General features: G+C 63.7%; 22 protein-coding genes. 6 read left to right on the forward strand and 16 right to left on the reverse strand.

The features are described 5' to 3' along the window. Positions 1 to 121 precede the first annotated feature (121 nt). Positions 122 to 754, forward strand: a complete 633-nt coding sequence (locus CKW40_RS27800) for an HAD family hydrolase (RefSeq protein ID WP_095203038.1) — start codon at positions 122 to 124, stop codon at positions 752 to 754. Here CKW40_RS27800 and CKW40_RS27805 read toward each other — a convergent pair. The 8 genes from CKW40_RS27805 to CKW40_RS27840 all read right to left on the reverse strand — a co-directional run bounded on the left by CKW40_RS27805 (position 751) and on the right by CKW40_RS27840 (position 5705). Beyond that, complete coding sequence (locus CKW40_RS27805; protein WP_095203039.1) at positions 751 to 1518, reverse strand: class II aldolase and adducin N-terminal domain-containing protein; 768 nt, start codon at positions 1516 to 1518, stop codon at positions 751 to 753. The genes CKW40_RS27800 and CKW40_RS27805 overlap by 4 nt on opposite strands. Positions 1519 to 1606: 88 nt before the next feature. After that, entirely contained in the window at positions 1607 to 2248 is a 642-nt protein-coding gene (gene ureG, locus CKW40_RS27810; RefSeq protein WP_095203040.1) for an urease accessory protein UreG, read from the reverse strand. Next, complete coding sequence (locus CKW40_RS27815) at positions 2245 to 2685, reverse strand: DUF3995 domain-containing protein (RefSeq protein WP_095203041.1); 441 nt, start codon at positions 2683 to 2685, stop codon at positions 2245 to 2247. Before CKW40_RS27815 ends, ureG begins: the two co-directional genes overlap by 4 nt. Beyond that, positions 2682 to 3353, reverse strand: a complete 672-nt coding sequence (locus tag CKW40_RS27820) for an urease accessory protein UreF (protein WP_095203147.1) — start codon at positions 3351 to 3353, stop codon at positions 2682 to 2684. The genes CKW40_RS27815 and CKW40_RS27820 overlap by 4 nt, the downstream gene beginning before the upstream one ends. Then, positions 3346 to 3933: an urease accessory protein UreE gene (gene ureE / locus CKW40_RS27825; protein ID WP_095203042.1), complete on the reverse strand. Its 588-nt coding sequence runs from the start codon at positions 3931 to 3933 to the stop codon at positions 3346 to 3348. The genes CKW40_RS27820 and ureE overlap by 8 nt, the downstream gene beginning before the upstream one ends. Further along, complete coding sequence (locus CKW40_RS27830) at positions 3930 to 4535, reverse strand: glutathione S-transferase family protein (RefSeq protein ID WP_095203043.1); 606 nt, start codon at positions 4533 to 4535, stop codon at positions 3930 to 3932. Before CKW40_RS27830 ends, ureE begins: the two co-directional genes overlap by 4 nt. A gap of 44 nt (positions 4536 to 4579) precedes the next feature. After that, positions 4580 to 5173: a hypothetical protein gene (locus CKW40_RS27835; RefSeq protein WP_095203044.1), complete on the reverse strand. Its 594-nt coding sequence runs from the start codon at positions 5171 to 5173 to the stop codon at positions 4580 to 4582. Between the two features lie 43 nt (positions 5174 to 5216). Beyond that, entirely contained in the window at positions 5217 to 5705 is a 489-nt protein-coding gene (locus CKW40_RS27840) for a DUF29 domain-containing protein (RefSeq protein WP_095203148.1), read from the reverse strand. A 37-nt stretch (positions 5706 to 5742) separates the two neighbouring features. Between CKW40_RS27840 and CKW40_RS43925 the strand changes: the two genes are divergently transcribed. Further along, positions 5743 to 5889, forward strand: a complete 147-nt coding sequence (locus CKW40_RS43925) for a hypothetical protein (protein ID WP_179298135.1) — start codon at positions 5743 to 5745, stop codon at positions 5887 to 5889. A 13-nt stretch (positions 5890 to 5902) separates the two neighbouring features. Here CKW40_RS43925 and ureC read toward each other — a convergent pair whose 3' ends face one another. After that, positions 5903 to 7618, reverse strand: a complete 1716-nt coding sequence (gene ureC / locus CKW40_RS27845; protein ID WP_095203045.1) for an urease subunit alpha — start codon at positions 7616 to 7618, stop codon at positions 5903 to 5905. A gap of 21 nt (positions 7619 to 7639) precedes the next feature. Next, entirely contained in the window at positions 7640 to 8050 is a 411-nt protein-coding gene (locus CKW40_RS27850; protein ID WP_143748378.1) for a DUF6547 family protein, read from the reverse strand. Positions 8051 to 8226: 176 nt separating this feature from the next. Here CKW40_RS27850 and CKW40_RS27855 point away from each other — a divergent pair, with 176 nt between their 5' ends. Further along, positions 8227 to 8616 (forward strand): hypothetical protein, encoded by a 390-nt coding sequence (locus tag CKW40_RS27855; RefSeq protein WP_095203149.1) that lies wholly within the window; start codon positions 8227 to 8229, stop codon positions 8614 to 8616. A gap of 74 nt (positions 8617 to 8690) precedes the next feature. On the opposite strand, the gene CKW40_RS27860 is transcribed toward CKW40_RS27855, so the two are convergent. Genes CKW40_RS27860 through CKW40_RS27880 form a run of 5 tightly spaced genes read right to left on the reverse strand, consistent with a single transcriptional unit; the run spans position 8691 to position 11063 of the window. Beyond that, on the reverse strand, positions 8691 to 8996 hold the full coding sequence (locus CKW40_RS27860) for an urease subunit beta (RefSeq protein WP_095203047.1): 306 nt from the start codon (positions 8994 to 8996) through the stop codon (positions 8691 to 8693). Positions 8997 to 9002: 6 nt separating this feature from the next. Continuing rightward, positions 9003 to 9590, reverse strand: coding sequence for a HupE/UreJ family protein (locus tag CKW40_RS27865; RefSeq protein ID WP_095203048.1), 588 nt, complete (start codon positions 9588 to 9590; stop codon positions 9003 to 9005). 34 nt (positions 9591 to 9624) lie between these two features. Next, a complete protein-coding gene (locus CKW40_RS27870) occupies positions 9625 to 9879 on the reverse strand; it encodes a DUF1272 domain-containing protein (protein ID WP_095203049.1) in 255 nt (84 codons plus the stop codon). 10 nt (positions 9880 to 9889) lie between these two features. Continuing rightward, on the reverse strand, positions 9890 to 10192 hold the full coding sequence (locus CKW40_RS27875; protein WP_095203050.1) for an urease subunit gamma: 303 nt from the start codon (positions 10190 to 10192) through the stop codon (positions 9890 to 9892). A 28-nt stretch (positions 10193 to 10220) separates the two neighbouring features. Beyond that, the gene (locus CKW40_RS27880; RefSeq protein WP_095203051.1) at positions 10221 to 11063 is read right to left on the reverse strand and encodes an urease accessory protein UreD; all 843 of its coding nucleotides are present in this window, start codon (positions 11061 to 11063) and stop codon (positions 10221 to 10223) included. 202 nt (positions 11064 to 11265) lie between these two features. On the opposite strand from CKW40_RS27880, the gene CKW40_RS27885 reads away from it, so the two are divergent. The 3 genes from CKW40_RS27885 (at position 11266) to CKW40_RS27895 (ending at position 13684) form a co-directional block, all read left to right on the forward strand. Further along, positions 11266 to 11520, forward strand: coding sequence for an acyl carrier protein (locus CKW40_RS27885; RefSeq protein ID WP_010912831.1), 255 nt, complete (start codon positions 11266 to 11268; stop codon positions 11518 to 11520). A 4-nt stretch (positions 11521 to 11524) separates the two neighbouring features. Beyond that, the gene (locus CKW40_RS27890; protein WP_095203052.1) at positions 11525 to 12733 is read left to right on the forward strand and encodes a beta-ketoacyl-[acyl-carrier-protein] synthase family protein; all 1209 of its coding nucleotides are present in this window, start codon (positions 11525 to 11527) and stop codon (positions 12731 to 12733) included. Positions 12734 to 12979: 246 nt separating this feature from the next. Continuing rightward, entirely contained in the window at positions 12980 to 13684 is a 705-nt protein-coding gene (locus CKW40_RS27895; protein ID WP_095203053.1) for a glutathione S-transferase family protein, read from the forward strand. A gap of 52 nt (positions 13685 to 13736) precedes the next feature. On the opposite strand, the gene CKW40_RS27900 is transcribed toward CKW40_RS27895, so the two are convergent. Then, on the reverse strand, positions 13737 to 14045 hold the full coding sequence (locus CKW40_RS27900; protein ID WP_095203054.1) for a hypothetical protein: 309 nt from the start codon (positions 14043 to 14045) through the stop codon (positions 13737 to 13739). Between the last annotated feature and the right edge of the window lie 19 nt (positions 14046 to 14064).

Here is a 14064-nt window from a genome sequence, read left to right on the forward strand (position 1 = left end):
CCGACAATCTCTGACCGCAGAGAGCAAGCCGGCTTCGGTTCCAGTCACGGCCACCTTCTGTGATCCCGACGGTTTATCTCCCGGCGCAAACCCTTTAAGGGGATCGCAAAAGGAGCGCTGCATGACACCGAAGGCGGTTTTCTGGGACATGGACGGCACGCTGGTCGACAGTGAGCCGCTGCACGAGGCAGCCCTGGTGGCGGCGATGCGCAATGCCGGCCTCAAGCCGCCCGCCGACCTGCATGAGCGCGTGCTCGGCGTCGCCGCCTGGCCGGTCTATGAAATGATGCGCGACGAATTCGGCCTCGATCTTCCCTTCGACGATTGGATCATGCGCAAATACGAGCACTATCTGCCGCTGGTCGAGGGCTTGAAGCCGCGCCCGGGCGCCATCGAGGTCTTCAACGAATTACGAGCGCTTGGCGTGCAACAGGCGGTGGTCTCCAATTCGGACCGGATGATCGTCGACGCCAATCTGCGCATGGTCGGCCTTGTCTATCCCGGCATGAAGACGATCAGCCGCAACGACGTACGCGAAGGCAAGCCGCACGCTGAGCCCTTCCTGCGCGCCGCCTATCTGGCCGGTGTCGACCCCGCGCACGCGGCGGCGGTCGACGACAGCTGGCCGGGCGCCATGGCGGGTCTGGCGGCGGGCATGAAGACGATCTTCTGGCCGGAAAAGCCTATGCAAGGACCGCCCGGCGCCATCGTCATCAACAGCGCCGAGGAATTGCGGGCTCAGCTCGGGCTCTAATTGCGGTAGACCGGCTCTTCCTCGTCGAGGATCGCTTTCAGCTCGGCGAGATGACGCTCGGCCTGGCCGGGATAGTCATCCATTTCGCTCGCCGCTTTCTCGGCGATCGCGTCGGACAGCGTGCGCAGCGGGCGGCCGGTCCACAGCGCCTTGATGTAGGTCTCGGCGGCACGCTCGAAATAGAACATGCGGTTGAAGGCATCGGAGACCGTGTCGCCGATCACCATCACGCCGTGATTGCCCATCACCATCACCTTGACCTTGGGGTCGGTGAGAAGCTGCGAGCAGCGCTCGCCCTCTTCCTCGAAGGCCAGCCCGCCATAATGCGCGTCGACGACATGGCGGTTGAAGAACATCGCCGAATTCTGGTCGATCGGCGGCAAAGTCGAGTCGGCGAGCGAGGCCAGCACGGTCGCGTGGATCGAATGGACATGCATGGCGCAACGCGCATGCGGCACGTTGCGGTGGATGGCGCCGTGCAGGCCCCAGGCGGTCGGGTCGGGCGCGTTGGGGCCGGAAAGCGTTTCGGGATCGTTGGCGTCGATCAGCAGCAGATCGCTCGCCTTGATGCGCGAGAAATGCACCTGGTTCGGGTTCATCAGGAATTTGGTGCCGTCGTCGTTGACGGACAGGGAGAAATGATTGGCCACGGCCTCATGCATGTTGAGCCGCGCTGTCCAGCGGAAAGCGGCGGCGAGATCGACGCGCTCTTCGTAGTAAGGCAGGTTGCTCAGCGGCTCCTTGTGCAGGCGGGTGATGCTCATCGAAAATTCCTCCGGTTTTGGCCAGAATGCCGCGACCGACGGTGGCCCGCAACGGGTTTCGGTTGGTGCAGGGAGAAGCCGCTGACTGTCAGGCGGCCGTGCTGGTGGCGGTGCCGGCCCTGAGCCCACCATGCTCGACGATGAAGTCGATGACCTCCCGCAGCCCCTTGCCGCGCGACAGATCGGTGAAGCCGAACGGCCGCTTGCCGCGCATGCGACCGGCGTCGCTCTCCATCACATCAAGATTGACATTCACATAGGGCGCCAGATCGCTCTTGTTGATGATGAGGAAATCCGAGCGGGTGATCGCCGGCCCGCCCTTGCGCGGGATCTCCTCGCCCTGGCAGACCGAGATGACATAGAGTGTCAGATCCGCAAGGTCCGGCGAGAAGGTGGCGGCAAGGTTGTCGCCGCCGGATTCGATGAAGATGATGTCGAGATCGGGGAATTTCCGGTTGAGCTCGGCGATCGCTTGCAGATTGATCGAGGCATCCTCGCGGATGGCGGTATGCGGGCAGCCGCCGGTCTCGACGCCGACGATGCGGTCCTCCGGCAGCGCCTGCAGCCGGGCCAGCATCATGGCGTCTTCCCTGGTGTAGATGTCGTTGGTGACGACGGCGATGGAGAACTCGTCGCGTAGCGCCTTGCAGAGTTTTTCGGTGAGCGTCGTTTTGCCGGAGCCGACAGGGCCGCCAATACCGATGCGAAGGGGACCGTTGGCTTGGGTCATGTCGGGAACTCCATGATGGCAAGGACTGCGAAGCCGAGCCCGATCAACAGGCAGAGCGGCGAATAATAGCTGGTATCGAGCCGCGCGAAAGGCTGCTCGGGCGCCAGCCGCCGCCACCACGGCGTGAAGCCGGCAATGCCGCGCCCCAAAAACACCAGCCCGATGAGCAGCGAAGTTGCTGCAAGGCCTTCTCTGGGGAAGGGCGAGGCAAAGAAGCCGATCAGCGCCAGCGGCCAGAGCGTCGCCAGGCCAAGGCAGGCGGCAACGGCGAAACTGGCCAAGGGCGTCGGCATTTCGTCAACGCCGCGAAAACCGACAACCGTGCGGGCGCAGGAGGCCGCATCCCGACCCGGCCAGATACCACCAATGCCCCAATAGACATGCAGCGCCGTGATCAGCAGCAGGACGAAGGACAGCGCGAAAGCGAGAAGGATCATGAGCGGAACAGTCGCGAATACTGAGCTTCGTGCTTCATCGCCATGACGTCGGAGACGAAGGCGCAGCCGCCGAGATCGTCCAATGTCGACCGGGACGCGCGGTCGGCGGTTGCAAGCGCCAGCGGCTCGAAGCCGGCCAGCAGTGTGGTGGCCTCGCTCTGGCCGACGACACCCAGCCTGATCGCCGCCTGCACGAGGTTGGAGAAGAAGGCTTGCAGGAAGGCGGACAGCGCGTCCTGCAGCGCAATGCCGTTGCCGCCGGCAATGGCGCCGACGACGACACAATAGGCGCATTCGGCCGGCAAGCGCTTCAGCACCGGATTGGGCCAGGCCGCAGCCGCTTTCAGGAAGGCCGCGCCTTGCAGTATGGTCTCGGTATGGCGTTCGCGCGAGCCGGAGAGCGCCTCGGCCAGGGCGGCGACCTCGTCGAGATCGCCGTCGTTGCGGGCGCGGCGCCAGCTCTCGGAAAACAGCACGGCATCGTTCCAGCCCGAGCCCATCTCGACCAGCGTTTCCAGCCAGCTGGCCAGGCTCTCGGCATCGGCAACCAGCCCGTCATGCACCGCGCGCTCGAGACCATGACTGTAGGCAAAACCGCCGACCGGAAAGGCCGGCGACAGCCACGCCATCAGCCGCAAGAGCGCAATGTTCGAAGGCTGGTCAGTCATGGTCGTGGTGATGACCGGCATGGGAATGGCTGTGTGAGTGAGAATGCGATTCGCCATGCGAGTGAGAATGCGCTTCGGCATGGCTATGTGCATGTGCATGGCCGTGATCATGCCCGCTGGAATAGGCGCCGCGCACCGGCTTGAACGGCTCGGAAACCTCGCGCACCGTGGCCCCAAGCCCCTCCAGCATCGCCTTGATGACGTGGTCGCGCAGGATGACGATACGGTCCGCCTCGATGCCCGCGGCGAGATGACGGTTGCCGATATGCCAGGCAAGCTCGGTCAGATGCACGCCGTCGCGGGCGCGGATGTCGTAGACCTCTTCCGGCGCCGCGATGATCTCGACATGGCGGCCATCCTCCAGCACCAGCCGGTCGCCATCGTTCAGGGCGACGGGTTCGGGCAGGTCGACCAGCACCTTGCTGCCATCGGACAGTTCGATGGCGCGGCGGCGCAGATGCCGCTCGTCATGAGGCAGAACGGCGCGCCCGGACGGCACGATGGTTCCGGCCGCGCCGGCAGGTAGCATCGAAACGGCGCGTGGGAATTTGGTGAAGTCGGTGTTGAGGTTGAGTTTCATTTCATGGCTCCGCCATTGGCTTGCGCCCGCGCCCGGGCAGGGCGCGAAAGCACCCGGTCGAGATAGGCGTTGACGCGCTCGGATTCGATCGGGAATTTTCCGGCGCGCGCCCAGCTGCCCATGTCGCCGAGCAGCACGTCAACAGCGGAAAACCGGTTGCCGAGCGCAAACGGCTTGTCACCGAGCCGGCGGTCCAGCGCCTTGGCTTCCGAGGCGAAATCGTAGGCAGCGGCGGGACCGACATCGACCCGAACCTCCTTCGGTAGCAGGAAGCGGTGGCGCAATTTGTTCCATAGCGGCGCCTCGAACTCGCTCTGGGCAAAATGCATCCAGGAATCCATCTCGGCCCGGCCGGCAACGCCGGGACTGGCGCCCATGCCTTTATCCGCGTGCTTGTCGGCGAGATAGACGCAGATCGCCGCCGAATCCGTCACCGTCAGCTCGCCGTCGATGAGGACCGGCACCTTGCCCGACGGATTGAGCGCATAGGCTTCCGGCGAGCGCAGTTTGACTTCGACGAATTCATAGGGCTGCCCGAGCTCCTCGAGCATCCAGAGAACGCGACTGACCCGGGATCCGCGCGATCCGATGGCCTTGTACATGGTTGGATCCTGCCTTTCCCTGGACTCTAGACCATCCATCGCGGTCATACGATCGTGTCGAAGAGCCGCAGGATGAACGATATCTGATAGATCAGCGCCGCCGCGACAAAGGCGGTGTGGAAGCGACGGTCGCGCACCACGATCGCGGCGATGCACAGCGCCACGAAGACCGGCGTGCGGAACAGATATTCGTTACCGAAGCGGGCAAAATGCTCCGGTCCTTTCAGCAGCGTATCGACCACATCGAGCAGATAGGTCGCCCCCAGCAGGCCGAAGAACCAGCCCCGGCGCGAATAGAAGAAATCCTCGTAGCTGGTGTAGTCCAGCATCGAATCCGGAAACAGCAGCGCACAGAGCAGGAACAGCGTGATCGCGTAGAAGATGATGAACAGGTATTTGCCGAAGGTCCATGTCTCGATGGCGTAGAGCCCGAACTCCCACCACCAGAAATGCACCAGCATCAACAGCACTGAGGCTACCCAGGCCAGATGCACGGGATAGAGCCGGTATTGGCCGGGATGCTGGACGATGCGCGCCACCCCCGACAGCAGGCGCGCGACGCCAAGCCCGATCACCATGCCCATGACGATGCGGATATGCGGGAAGATGTCGTGGGCAGAGGCGAGTTCGGTGGCCATGGGTCACGACGTCATGAAATATCTGCGACGGACCAATTCTCTGCTACTCGCGAATAAGTTTGTCGGAAGACCACGGCGTGCCTGGAAAATAGTCATGGTCCAGAATTTCCCTGATCGCATACGGGCAATCAACCGGGAAATCGCGATCTCTCATGCCGGTTTCGTCCAGCGCCTTCAATCTTGCTATCTTGAACTCTCGTGCGAGCCTCTGCGCCGGATATGCTTTCAGGCTCGGGCTTTCATCGAGCAGATCATCAATTCGGTGCCGCTGTTCACGGATTGTCAGCAGCCATCCAGCTTTGCGTTGCTCGGGCTGAAACTCCCATTTGAGCAAGTGAAGGACCAAGGTACCAAGCCTGCTTGCAATTTCCCTTTTGTCGCTCCGCCCCAAGCTCTCAATCTCCTCGGCAAGATTCTCGCGGTCGAGGTCGGATAGACGACCTTCGCGCAACAGGGCGCCTTGCTCGGCGCACCACTGAGCATAGTCGGCCTCATAGGGCGTCAATTGCTGTTTGCGAAAAATCTTATTCATGAAGTCTATATTGCTCCAAAGGCCCCGGATTTCCAAGTTGGAAGCAAACGACGTGGTCGATCAGGCGATCCAGCGGGACAGTGTCGGTGCCGAAGTTGACAAGCCGCAGACGGTTTTGCGCCAACAGTTGACGAAATGCGCGCAGGTTTCGGTCGAGGCATTTGACCGAATTCATGAACCTTAACCTGGAAGCGGCCTTAAAACAGAAAATACCGCTGCGCCATCGGCAGCACCGTTGCCGGCTCGCAGGTGAGCAATTCGCCGTCGGCCCGAACCTCATAAGTTTCGGGGTCGACCTCGACATGCGGCGTGGCGTCGTTGAGCACCATGGAATGCTTGCCGATGCCGCCACGGGTGTTTTCGACGGCGACGAACTGCTTGTCGACGCCAAGCCGACCATGCAGCCCCGACTCGAGCGCTGCCTTCGAAACGAAGGTCACCGACGAGTTGGTCCTGGCCTTGCCATAGGCGCCGAACATCGGCCGGTAGTGCATCGGCTGCGGCGTCGGGATCGAGGCGTTGGGGTCGCCCATCGGGGCGGCGGCAATCATGCCGCCGATCAGCACCATGTCCGGTTTCACACCGAAGAAGGCGGGGTTCCATATCACCAGATCGGCGCGCTTGCCGACGGCGATCGAGCCGATATCCCTGGACAGGCCATGCGCGATGGCCGGGTTGATGGTGTATTTGGCGATGTAGCGGCGGACCCGGAAATTGTCGTTGTTCCCTGTCTCCTGCGGCAGCGAGCCGCGCTGGCGCTTCATCTTGTCGGCGGTCTGCCAGGTGCGGATCGCGACCTCGCCGACACGGCCCATGGCCTGACTGTCCGACGAGATGATCGAGAAGGCGCCGATGTCGTGCAGGATATCCTCGGCGGCGATCGTCTCCTTGCGGATGCGGCTTTCGGCGAAGGCGATGTCCTCGGGGATCGACGGCGACAGATGATGGCAGACCATCAGCATGTCGAGATGCTCGGCCAGCGTGTTGACCGTGTAGGGTCGCGTCGGATTGGTCGAGGACGGGATGACGTTGGGCAGGCCGCAGACCTTGATGATGTCGGGCGCATGGCCGCCGCCGGCACCCTCGGTGTGGAAGGCGTGGATGGTGCGGCCCTTGATCGCCGCTACGGTGTTTTCGACAAACCCTGACTCGTTCAGCGTGTCGGTGTGGATCATCACCTGCACGTCGTAATCGTCGGCCACTGACAGGCAGCAGTCGATCGCCGCCGGCGTCGTGCCCCAGTCCTCGTGCAGCTTCAGCGAGCAGGCGCCGCCCAGCACCATTTCTTCCAGCGCCGCTGGCAGCGAGGCATTGCCCTTGCCCGACAGGCCGATATTCATCGGAAAGGCATCGAAGGACTGGATCATGCGCGCCATGTGCCATGGTCCCGGCGTGCAGGTGGTGGCCAGCGTGCCATGCGCCGGGCCGGTGCCGCCGCCGAGCATAGTGGTGATGCCGCTCATCAGCGCTTCCTCGATCTGCTGCGGGCAGATGAAGTGGATATGCGCGTCAAAGCCGCCGGCGGTCAGGATCTTGCCCTCGCCGGCGATGATTTCCGTGCCGGGACCGATGATGATGGTGACACCGTCCTGCGTGTCCGGGTTGCCGGCCTTGCCGATGGCCGCGATGCGGCCGTCCCTGAGACCGATATCGGCCTTGAAGATGCCGGCGCTGGCATCGATCACCAAAGCATTGGTGATGACGGTGTCGACCGCGCCCTGGGCGCGGGACACCTGGCTCTGGCCCATGCCGTCGCGGATCACCTTGCCGCCGCCGAATTTTACCTCTTCGCCGTGGATGGTGAGGTCCTTTTCAACCTCGATGAAGAGTTCTGTGTCGGCCAGCCTGACCTTGTCGCCGACAGTCGGCCCATACATCTGGGCGTAGGCGGCACGCGAGATTCTGGCAGGCATGGGATGTTCCCCGTTTCTTGGCTATTCGGTCTCGGATTCTTCTTCGGGCCACGACTCCCCGGCTCGCCGGCAGACGTAGTCCATATGCATGCTGCCCCAGAACGGATCCTTTGGCAGAGGGTGGCCCTCGACAATCAAGTCGAGCCCGCCGCATGTGTGCATCCACTCGATACTGGATAGAATATCGTGAACGGCCCTATTTCGGGCCTCTTCGATCAGTTGCGCAACGATTTCCCGGTTTGACTCGCTGAGCGACAGGAGAAAAGCCTTTCTCGCTTTCTCCTGGAGATCCAAGGGCAAATCGGCGTCATTCGTGCGTTCGGAGTGCCCATCTTTTCTGATCCGGCCCGCTATAGCCTCTGAACTCGCAAGCTCGACGAATTCGTCGATTAACTTCTGGTAGCGCAAACCGCCTTCCGAATAAGAGTTCATGGCCCTCCCACCAGTCTCGGCTGGGATCGGCGCTGCACCTTCGCCGAACCCCACATTGCCGCCATCCAATGGTCACGCAATGACCCGCTGGGCGACACCTTCTGATCCCATTTGGCGGTTGAGGTTGGCAGGTCACCCCAAAACGACCGTTTGCCAAATCGATGGAAGGAAAATCCATGCGCAAAACGATAATTCTTGCAGCCGCCGCCAGCCTGATGCTGGCCGGTGCCGCCGGTGCCCAGCAGCAACCCGCCCAACAGCCCGCTCCGGCCGCGCCTGCCCCCAAGGAAACGACGCCTGCCCCTGGCGGTCAGCAGGCCGCGCCGGCGATCCAGAGCGTCAACATCGTCGACATCACCGAGCTGCCGAAGGACACCCAGACGCAGGTCAATCAGGTGATCGCCCAGCGTGGTGACGCCGGACTGCAGAAACTGCGCAGCTCGATCGACGCCACCCCCAAGGTCAAGTCCGCCCTCGAGGCCAAGGGAATGACCTCGGCGCAGGTGGTCGCGGCCAGCATGCAGCCCAACGGCGCGCTGACTTTGATCACCAAAAAGGCCAGCTGATAAGCCGGCGCGGCGGGCCGGCATCCGGTCCGCCGGCCGCATCGTGCGTCCGCGAGCGCTCGACGCCACCGGTCTCACAGCTTGCCCATCACCTTCTGCTGGAACCCATAGACCTCGCGCTTGCCGCCGAGCGGCACCAGCGTGACGTCGCGTTCCTGGCCCGGTTCGAAGCGCATGGCGGTGCCGGCGGCGATGTCGAGGCGCATGCCGCGCGCCCGTTCTCGGTCGAACTTCAGCCCCTCATTGGTTTCGAAGAAATGGTAGTGGCTGCCGACCTGGACCGGCCGGTCGCCGCTGTTGGCGACTTTCAAGGTGACGGTCGGCAGGCCCTTGTTGAGCTCGATGTCGCCTTGGACGGGGATGATTTCGCCGGGGATCATCTGAGATCACACGACGCCGAAGGCGAGGCCGACGCCGATCGCCGCGCAGGCAGCACCGGCGACACGCGCCAGACCGCGGAACCTCATGCCAAGGCCCAGGCCCGCGGCGATGCCAACGGCATGCAGCAGCACGGTGGCGACGGCAAAGCCGGCCATGTATTCGAGCCCGCCGGCATTTTCCGGCACTTCGGTGCCATGGGCGTGGCCGTGGAACAGCGCGAACAGGCCGATAATGGCGACGCCGGCCGAGACGGGCAGATCGATGGCCAGCGCCACCAGCAGGCCAAGCGCCACGACGGAGGCCAGTATGCCCGGCTCGACGAAGGGCACCGGCACATGTGCCATGCCAAGGGCCGCGCCGCCCAGCATGACGCCGACAAAGGCCGCCGGCCACGCCCAGACCGCCCTGCCGCCCTTGAGCGCCGCCCACAAGCCAACGGCGACCATCACGGTCATATGATCAAGGCCGGACAGAGGATGCATGAAGCCGGCCGTGAAGGACGACGTCGTACCGACGCCGACATGGGCGTAGGCGGGCATGGCCGGAGCCAGAAACAGGATGGCCGAGAGGGACAGTCGTTTGGCAGGGATCATTTCTATTTGCCTTCCGTTTCCAGTGTCACGCTATTCACGCGGCCTTGCGCGGGCCGCAGCCCTCGGCCTTGAGGATGCGCTTGGTCGACGCCGGGTATTTCTTCAGCATCGCTGCCGGGCGGATCGGCCGGGCCGAAAAATTGCCGCCGCAATTGGGGCAGGCGCCGTCCAGCACGTGTTCCACGCAATCGGCGCAGAAGGTGCATTCGAAGGTGCAGATCAGCGCATCCGTCGACTCGGGCGGCAGGTCCTTGTCGCAGCACTCACAGTTTGGGCGCAGCTCGAGCATCTCTGCCTCCTCACCGGATGGGTTCGTGCACGGTCACCAGCTTGGTGCCGTCGGGGAAGGTCGCTTCCACCTGCACGTCATGGATCATCTCGGCGATGCCTTGCATCACCTGCGCGCGGGTGACGACATGGGCGCCGGCCTCCATCAGTTCGGCGACCGGGCGGCCATCGCGGGCGCCCTCGACGACGAAATCGGTGATCAGCGCGATCGCTTCCGGATGGTTGAGCTTGACGCCGCGCTCCAGCCGCTTGCGTGCCACGATCGCCGCCATGGCGATCAGCAGCTTGTCTTTTTCCCTCGGCGTCAGGTTCATGCGGTTTCCAAAGATGAGGCAGACAGGATCACAGTGACCATAATTTGGGCAGCCCCGCCTTTCCGTTGAGCAATCCGACGAGCGGAACCAGCCGCTGGCGCAGTTGGTAGCCGTCCTCCGCATAAAGCCTCGCAAGAAGCTTGCCAGATGCCTTCACGCTCCAGACGCTGGCGCCGCCCTGGTCGCCGACGATCTCCCGGACCTGGTCGAGCAGAGCCTCGGCCTGCGGCGACACCAGCAGCAGCGTTGCCACCGCGATTGCGCCGCCAACGGCCGCCTGACGGGCGAGCGCTGCCGCGATATCCGGTCCGATGCGGAAGTCCTCGGCATGGATGAGGAAACCATCCTGGCGAACGCGCCAGCGGTCGTGAAAAACACCTTGCGCGGCGCGTTCGCCCATGGCCAGGCGGCCGAAGACGGTGGCCTCCAGCACCAGCGCCTCGGCCCCGGCGGCAAGCTCGACATCCAGTGTACGGGCAAAGGCCGCCCGGTCGAAAACGATGGTTTCCTGCGGCAGCCAGGCGATCCGGCCGTTCTCGCCGACGGTCAGCCTGACCCGCACCTCAGCATGGTCGGACGCGGCGCGATAGACTTTTTCGCAAGCCTGGGTGGTTATCGACGCCGAGGCGTTCGCGCCGACATCCACATCCCAGCCGAGGCGGTCGCCGCCAGTCAATCCACCGGCGGTGTTGATCAGCACCGCCTCCAGCGGATCGGCGCAAACGGCCGGCAGCCTTATCTTGGCGGAACCGTCCTGATAGAGGCGCCGCAGCCGCGTGCGGCCGTCCGCGCTGGCGCAGCCCAGCTGCGCCAGACCCGCGGCCCGCTGGGCCAAAGGGGCCGAAAACTTGGTATATTCGATCGTATCCACGCCGTCAGGTTAAGCACTGCGGCGGTTTTGTCGATATATAGCTTGTTGCTTGATGGCGTTTCCGTTTCTATAGAGGGAGCCACCTCGGTACGGTCAGGCGATGCTTGGCGGGGGTAGAAGGCGATGATCGCGGCCTGATATCGAGGACAAGAAGGCGCTGTTCAGTTGGCGTCGGGAAACGACAAAGTGGGGAAGAGACCGAATGGCTGACCAACTGGCAACGGATATCATCGAAAAGATCAAGGCCCATGCCGAGCCGGGCGGTGAAGAAATCACCACCAGCACCGAATTGACGTCGCTGGGCATCCATTCGCTGGAGTTGACGGAGATCATTTTCGACCTCGAGGAGCAGTATGGCATCGAGATCGAGATGAACACCGTCGATGCCTGGAGCAATCTGAAGAATGTTGGCGACATGGTCGAGGCCGTTCGCGCGCTGATCGCGAAAAAAGCCTGACCGAATGCTGAAACGCGTCGTCATTACCGGCATTGGCGGGCTGTGCGGACTTGGCGTCGATGCGCAGTCGATCTGGACCGAAATGCGGGCCGGCCGTTCGGCCATCGGCCCGATCGACAATCCCTTCCTGCATGACCTGAAGGTCAAGACCGGCTGCGAGATCAAGGCGCTGCCCGATCACGGCATCGAGCGCAAGCAGCTGGTGTCGATGGACCGCTTCAGCCTGCTGGCGGTGATCGCTGCGAAGGAGGCCATGCAGCAGTCCGGCCTGGCCCCGCATGCCGACAACACCTATCGCATGGGAACCATTGTCGGCGTCGGCGTCTGCGGCTTCGAGACCGTCGAGGAGAACTATCGCGCCATCCTGGTCGAGGGCAAGAATCGCGCCGGCATCTTCACCGTGCCAAGGGTCATGCCAGGCGCTGCTGCTGGCCAGGTCAGCATGCATCTTGGCCTGCGCGGACCGGTCTTCGGCGTCACCTCGGCCTGCTCGTCGGCCAACCACGCCATCGCCACGGCGGTCGACCAGATCAGGCTCGGCCGTGCCGACGTGATGGTCGCCGGCGGCACCGATGCGCCGCTGGTCTGGGGCGTGCTCAAGGGCTGGGAGGCATTGCGCGTGCTGTCCCCCGACACCTGCCGGCCGTTCTCGGCCGACCGCCAGGGCCTGGTGCTCGGCGAAGGCGCGGGCATGGCGGTTCTGGAAAGCTACGATCACGCCATGGCGCGTGGCGCCACCATCCTCGCCGAAATCGCCGGCGCCGGGCTCTCGGCCGATGCCTCCGACATCGTCGCTCCGACCGTCGAGGGGCCGGAGGCGGCGATGCGCTTCTGTCTCGCCGATGCCGGGCTCAATCCCGAGGACATCGATTATCTCAACGCCCATGGCACCGGCACCAAGGCCAATGACCAGATCGAGACCAACGCGATCAAGCGCGTCTTTGGCGAGCACGCTCGTTCGCTGTCGATCTCCTCGACCAAGTCGATGCATGCCCATTGCCTGGGCGCGTCGGGCGGACTGGAGATGATCGCCTGCGTCATGGCGATCCGCGAGGGCGTCGTGCCGCCGACCGCGAATTACCGCGAACCCGATCCCGATTGCGATCTCGACGTGACGCCCAATGTCGCGCGCGAGCGCAAGGTGCGCGCCGCGATCAGCAACGGTTTTGCTTTCGGCGGCACCAACGCGGTGCTGGCATTCAAGGCCATTTGATTCCGGGCGGTCACTACCTGCCTCGGGCGGTCACTACCTGCCCCGGGCGGTCACCACCGCCCCAGGCGGTTATACCTGCTCAGGCGGTCGCCCGAGGAATTAACGTCCGTCCACGATTCGGTTGACTGTTCGTGCATGGCGAAACTGGCGCCGCTATATTGATCCTGCCTGGCCGAGCGCCTAATTCTTGGCCAACCCGCCAACACCGCGCCTCTCGGCGCCAAAATCCCCGCTCAGGAGTTTTCGATGGCCGATCTGTCCGCTTTTCCGATCGCAACACGCTGGCCGGCCAAGCATCCGGACCAGATCCAGCTTTATTCGTTTCCAACGCCCAACGGGGTGAAGGTCTCGATCGCCCTGGAAGAGATCGGCCTGCCCTACGAGCCGCATGCCGTCAACATCGGCAAGGACGAAAGCTGGACGCCGGAATTCCTGTCGCTCAATCCCAATGGCAAGATCCCGGCGATCATCGATCCCAATGGCCCGGACGGCAAGCCGATCGGCCTGTTCGAATCCGGCGCCATCCTGCTCTACCTCGCCGAAAAGACCGGCCTGCTGCTGCCGGCGGACGCGGCGCGGCGCTACGAGACCATCCAGTGGGTCTTCTTCCAGATGGCCTCCGTCGGGCCGATGTTCGGCCAGCTCGGCTTCTTCCACAAATTCGCCGGCCGCGAGATCGCCGACAAGCGCCCGCTGGAGCGCTACCGCGACGAATCGCGGCGGCTGATCGGCGTGCTCGACACCAGGCTGAAGGGCCGCAAATGGATCATGGGCAATGACTACACCATCGCCGACATCTCGCTGCTCGGCTGGGTGCGCAATTTGATCGGCTTCTATGAAGCGCGCGACCTCGTCGGCTTCGATGATTTCGCCAATGTGGCGGCATGGCTGGAGCGCGGCCTGGCGCGGCCGGCGGTGCAGAAGGGCCTGACCATTCCGGCAAGGGGCTGAAACGAGCCCGTAAGGCTATTGCCTTGGCTGGGCGGACGATGCAGGCCTCTTGCTACTTCGCCTTCGCCTTCGAACCGCCCCTGCCGATCACGGATGTGGCCAACGAGACGGCACCGCGCGCGGTGGCGACCACGGCGCCGGCGGCAATGTTCGCTGCCGTTCGAACGGCGCCGGGCTTGGCCGCTGCTGTTTTACGCGGACTGGCGGTCTTCGCGGCTGGGACGACCTTTCTGGGCGCTGCCTTGCCGAAAGCGCCCTTGGCGTCTTTCGAGCGTTCGGCAATCGCTGGGCCAGCACCAGCTTTCGCCTGAGTTGCCTTGGCAGGCCTCGTCTTTGCGGGTTTTTTTGCCTTGGTTGCCATTGGAAAATTCCTTACGCCG

It is taken from the genome of Mesorhizobium carmichaelinearum (assembly GCF_900199455.1).
Classification (GTDB): Bacteria; Pseudomonadota; Alphaproteobacteria; order Rhizobiales; family Rhizobiaceae; genus Mesorhizobium; species Mesorhizobium carmichaelinearum.

Coding starts and splice junctions, on each gene's coding strand:
- CKW40_RS27800 (WP_095203038.1), top strand. CDS start 122: ATGACACCGAAGGCGGTTTTCTGGGACATGGACGGCACGCTGGTCGAC.
- CKW40_RS27805 (WP_095203039.1), bottom strand. CDS start 1,518: ATGAGCATCACCCGCCTGCACAAGGAGCCGCTGAGCAACCTGCCTTAC.
- ureG (WP_095203040.1), bottom strand. CDS start 2,248: ATGACCCAAGCCAACGGTCCCCTTCGCATCGGTATTGGCGGCCCTGTC.
- CKW40_RS27815 (WP_095203041.1), bottom strand. CDS start 2,685: ATGATCCTTCTCGCTTTCGCGCTGTCCTTCGTCCTGCTGCTGATCACG.
- CKW40_RS27820 (WP_095203147.1), bottom strand. CDS start 3,353: ATGACTGACCAGCCTTCGAACATTGCGCTCTTGCGGCTGATGGCGTGG.
- ureE (WP_095203042.1), bottom strand. CDS start 3,933: ATGAAACTCAACCTCAACACCGACTTCACCAAATTCCCACGCGCCGTT.
- CKW40_RS27830 (WP_095203043.1), bottom strand. CDS start 4,535: ATGTACAAGGCCATCGGATCGCGCGGATCCCGGGTCAGTCGCGTTCTC.
- CKW40_RS27835 (WP_095203044.1), bottom strand. CDS start 5,173: ATGGCCACCGAACTCGCCTCTGCCCACGACATCTTCCCGCATATCCGC.
- CKW40_RS27840 (WP_095203148.1), bottom strand. CDS start 5,705: ATGAATAAGATTTTTCGCAAACAGCAATTGACGCCCTATGAGGCCGAC.
- ureC (WP_095203045.1), bottom strand. CDS start 7,618: ATGCCTGCCAGAATCTCGCGTGCCGCCTACGCCCAGATGTATGGGCCG.
- CKW40_RS27850 (WP_143748378.1), bottom strand. CDS start 8,050: ATGAACTCTTATTCGGAAGGCGGTTTGCGCTACCAGAAGTTAATCGAC.
- CKW40_RS27855 (WP_095203149.1), top strand. CDS start 8,227: ATGCGCAAAACGATAATTCTTGCAGCCGCCGCCAGCCTGATGCTGGCC.
- CKW40_RS27860 (WP_095203047.1), bottom strand. CDS start 8,996: ATGATCCCCGGCGAAATCATCCCCGTCCAAGGCGACATCGAGCTCAAC.
- CKW40_RS27865 (WP_095203048.1), bottom strand. CDS start 9,590: ATGATCCCTGCCAAACGACTGTCCCTCTCGGCCATCCTGTTTCTGGCT.
- CKW40_RS27870 (WP_095203049.1), bottom strand. CDS start 9,879: ATGCTCGAGCTGCGCCCAAACTGTGAGTGCTGCGACAAGGACCTGCCG.
- CKW40_RS27875 (WP_095203050.1), bottom strand. CDS start 10,192: ATGAACCTGACGCCGAGGGAAAAAGACAAGCTGCTGATCGCCATGGCG.
- CKW40_RS27885 (WP_010912831.1), top strand. CDS start 11,266: ATGGCTGACCAACTGGCAACGGATATCATCGAAAAGATCAAGGCCCAT.
- CKW40_RS27890 (WP_095203052.1), top strand. CDS start 11,525: ATGCTGAAACGCGTCGTCATTACCGGCATTGGCGGGCTGTGCGGACTT.
- CKW40_RS27895 (WP_095203053.1), top strand. CDS start 12,980: ATGGCCGATCTGTCCGCTTTTCCGATCGCAACACGCTGGCCGGCCAAG.
- CKW40_RS27900 (WP_095203054.1), bottom strand. CDS start 14,045: ATGGCAACCAAGGCAAAAAAACCCGCAAAGACGAGGCCTGCCAAGGCA.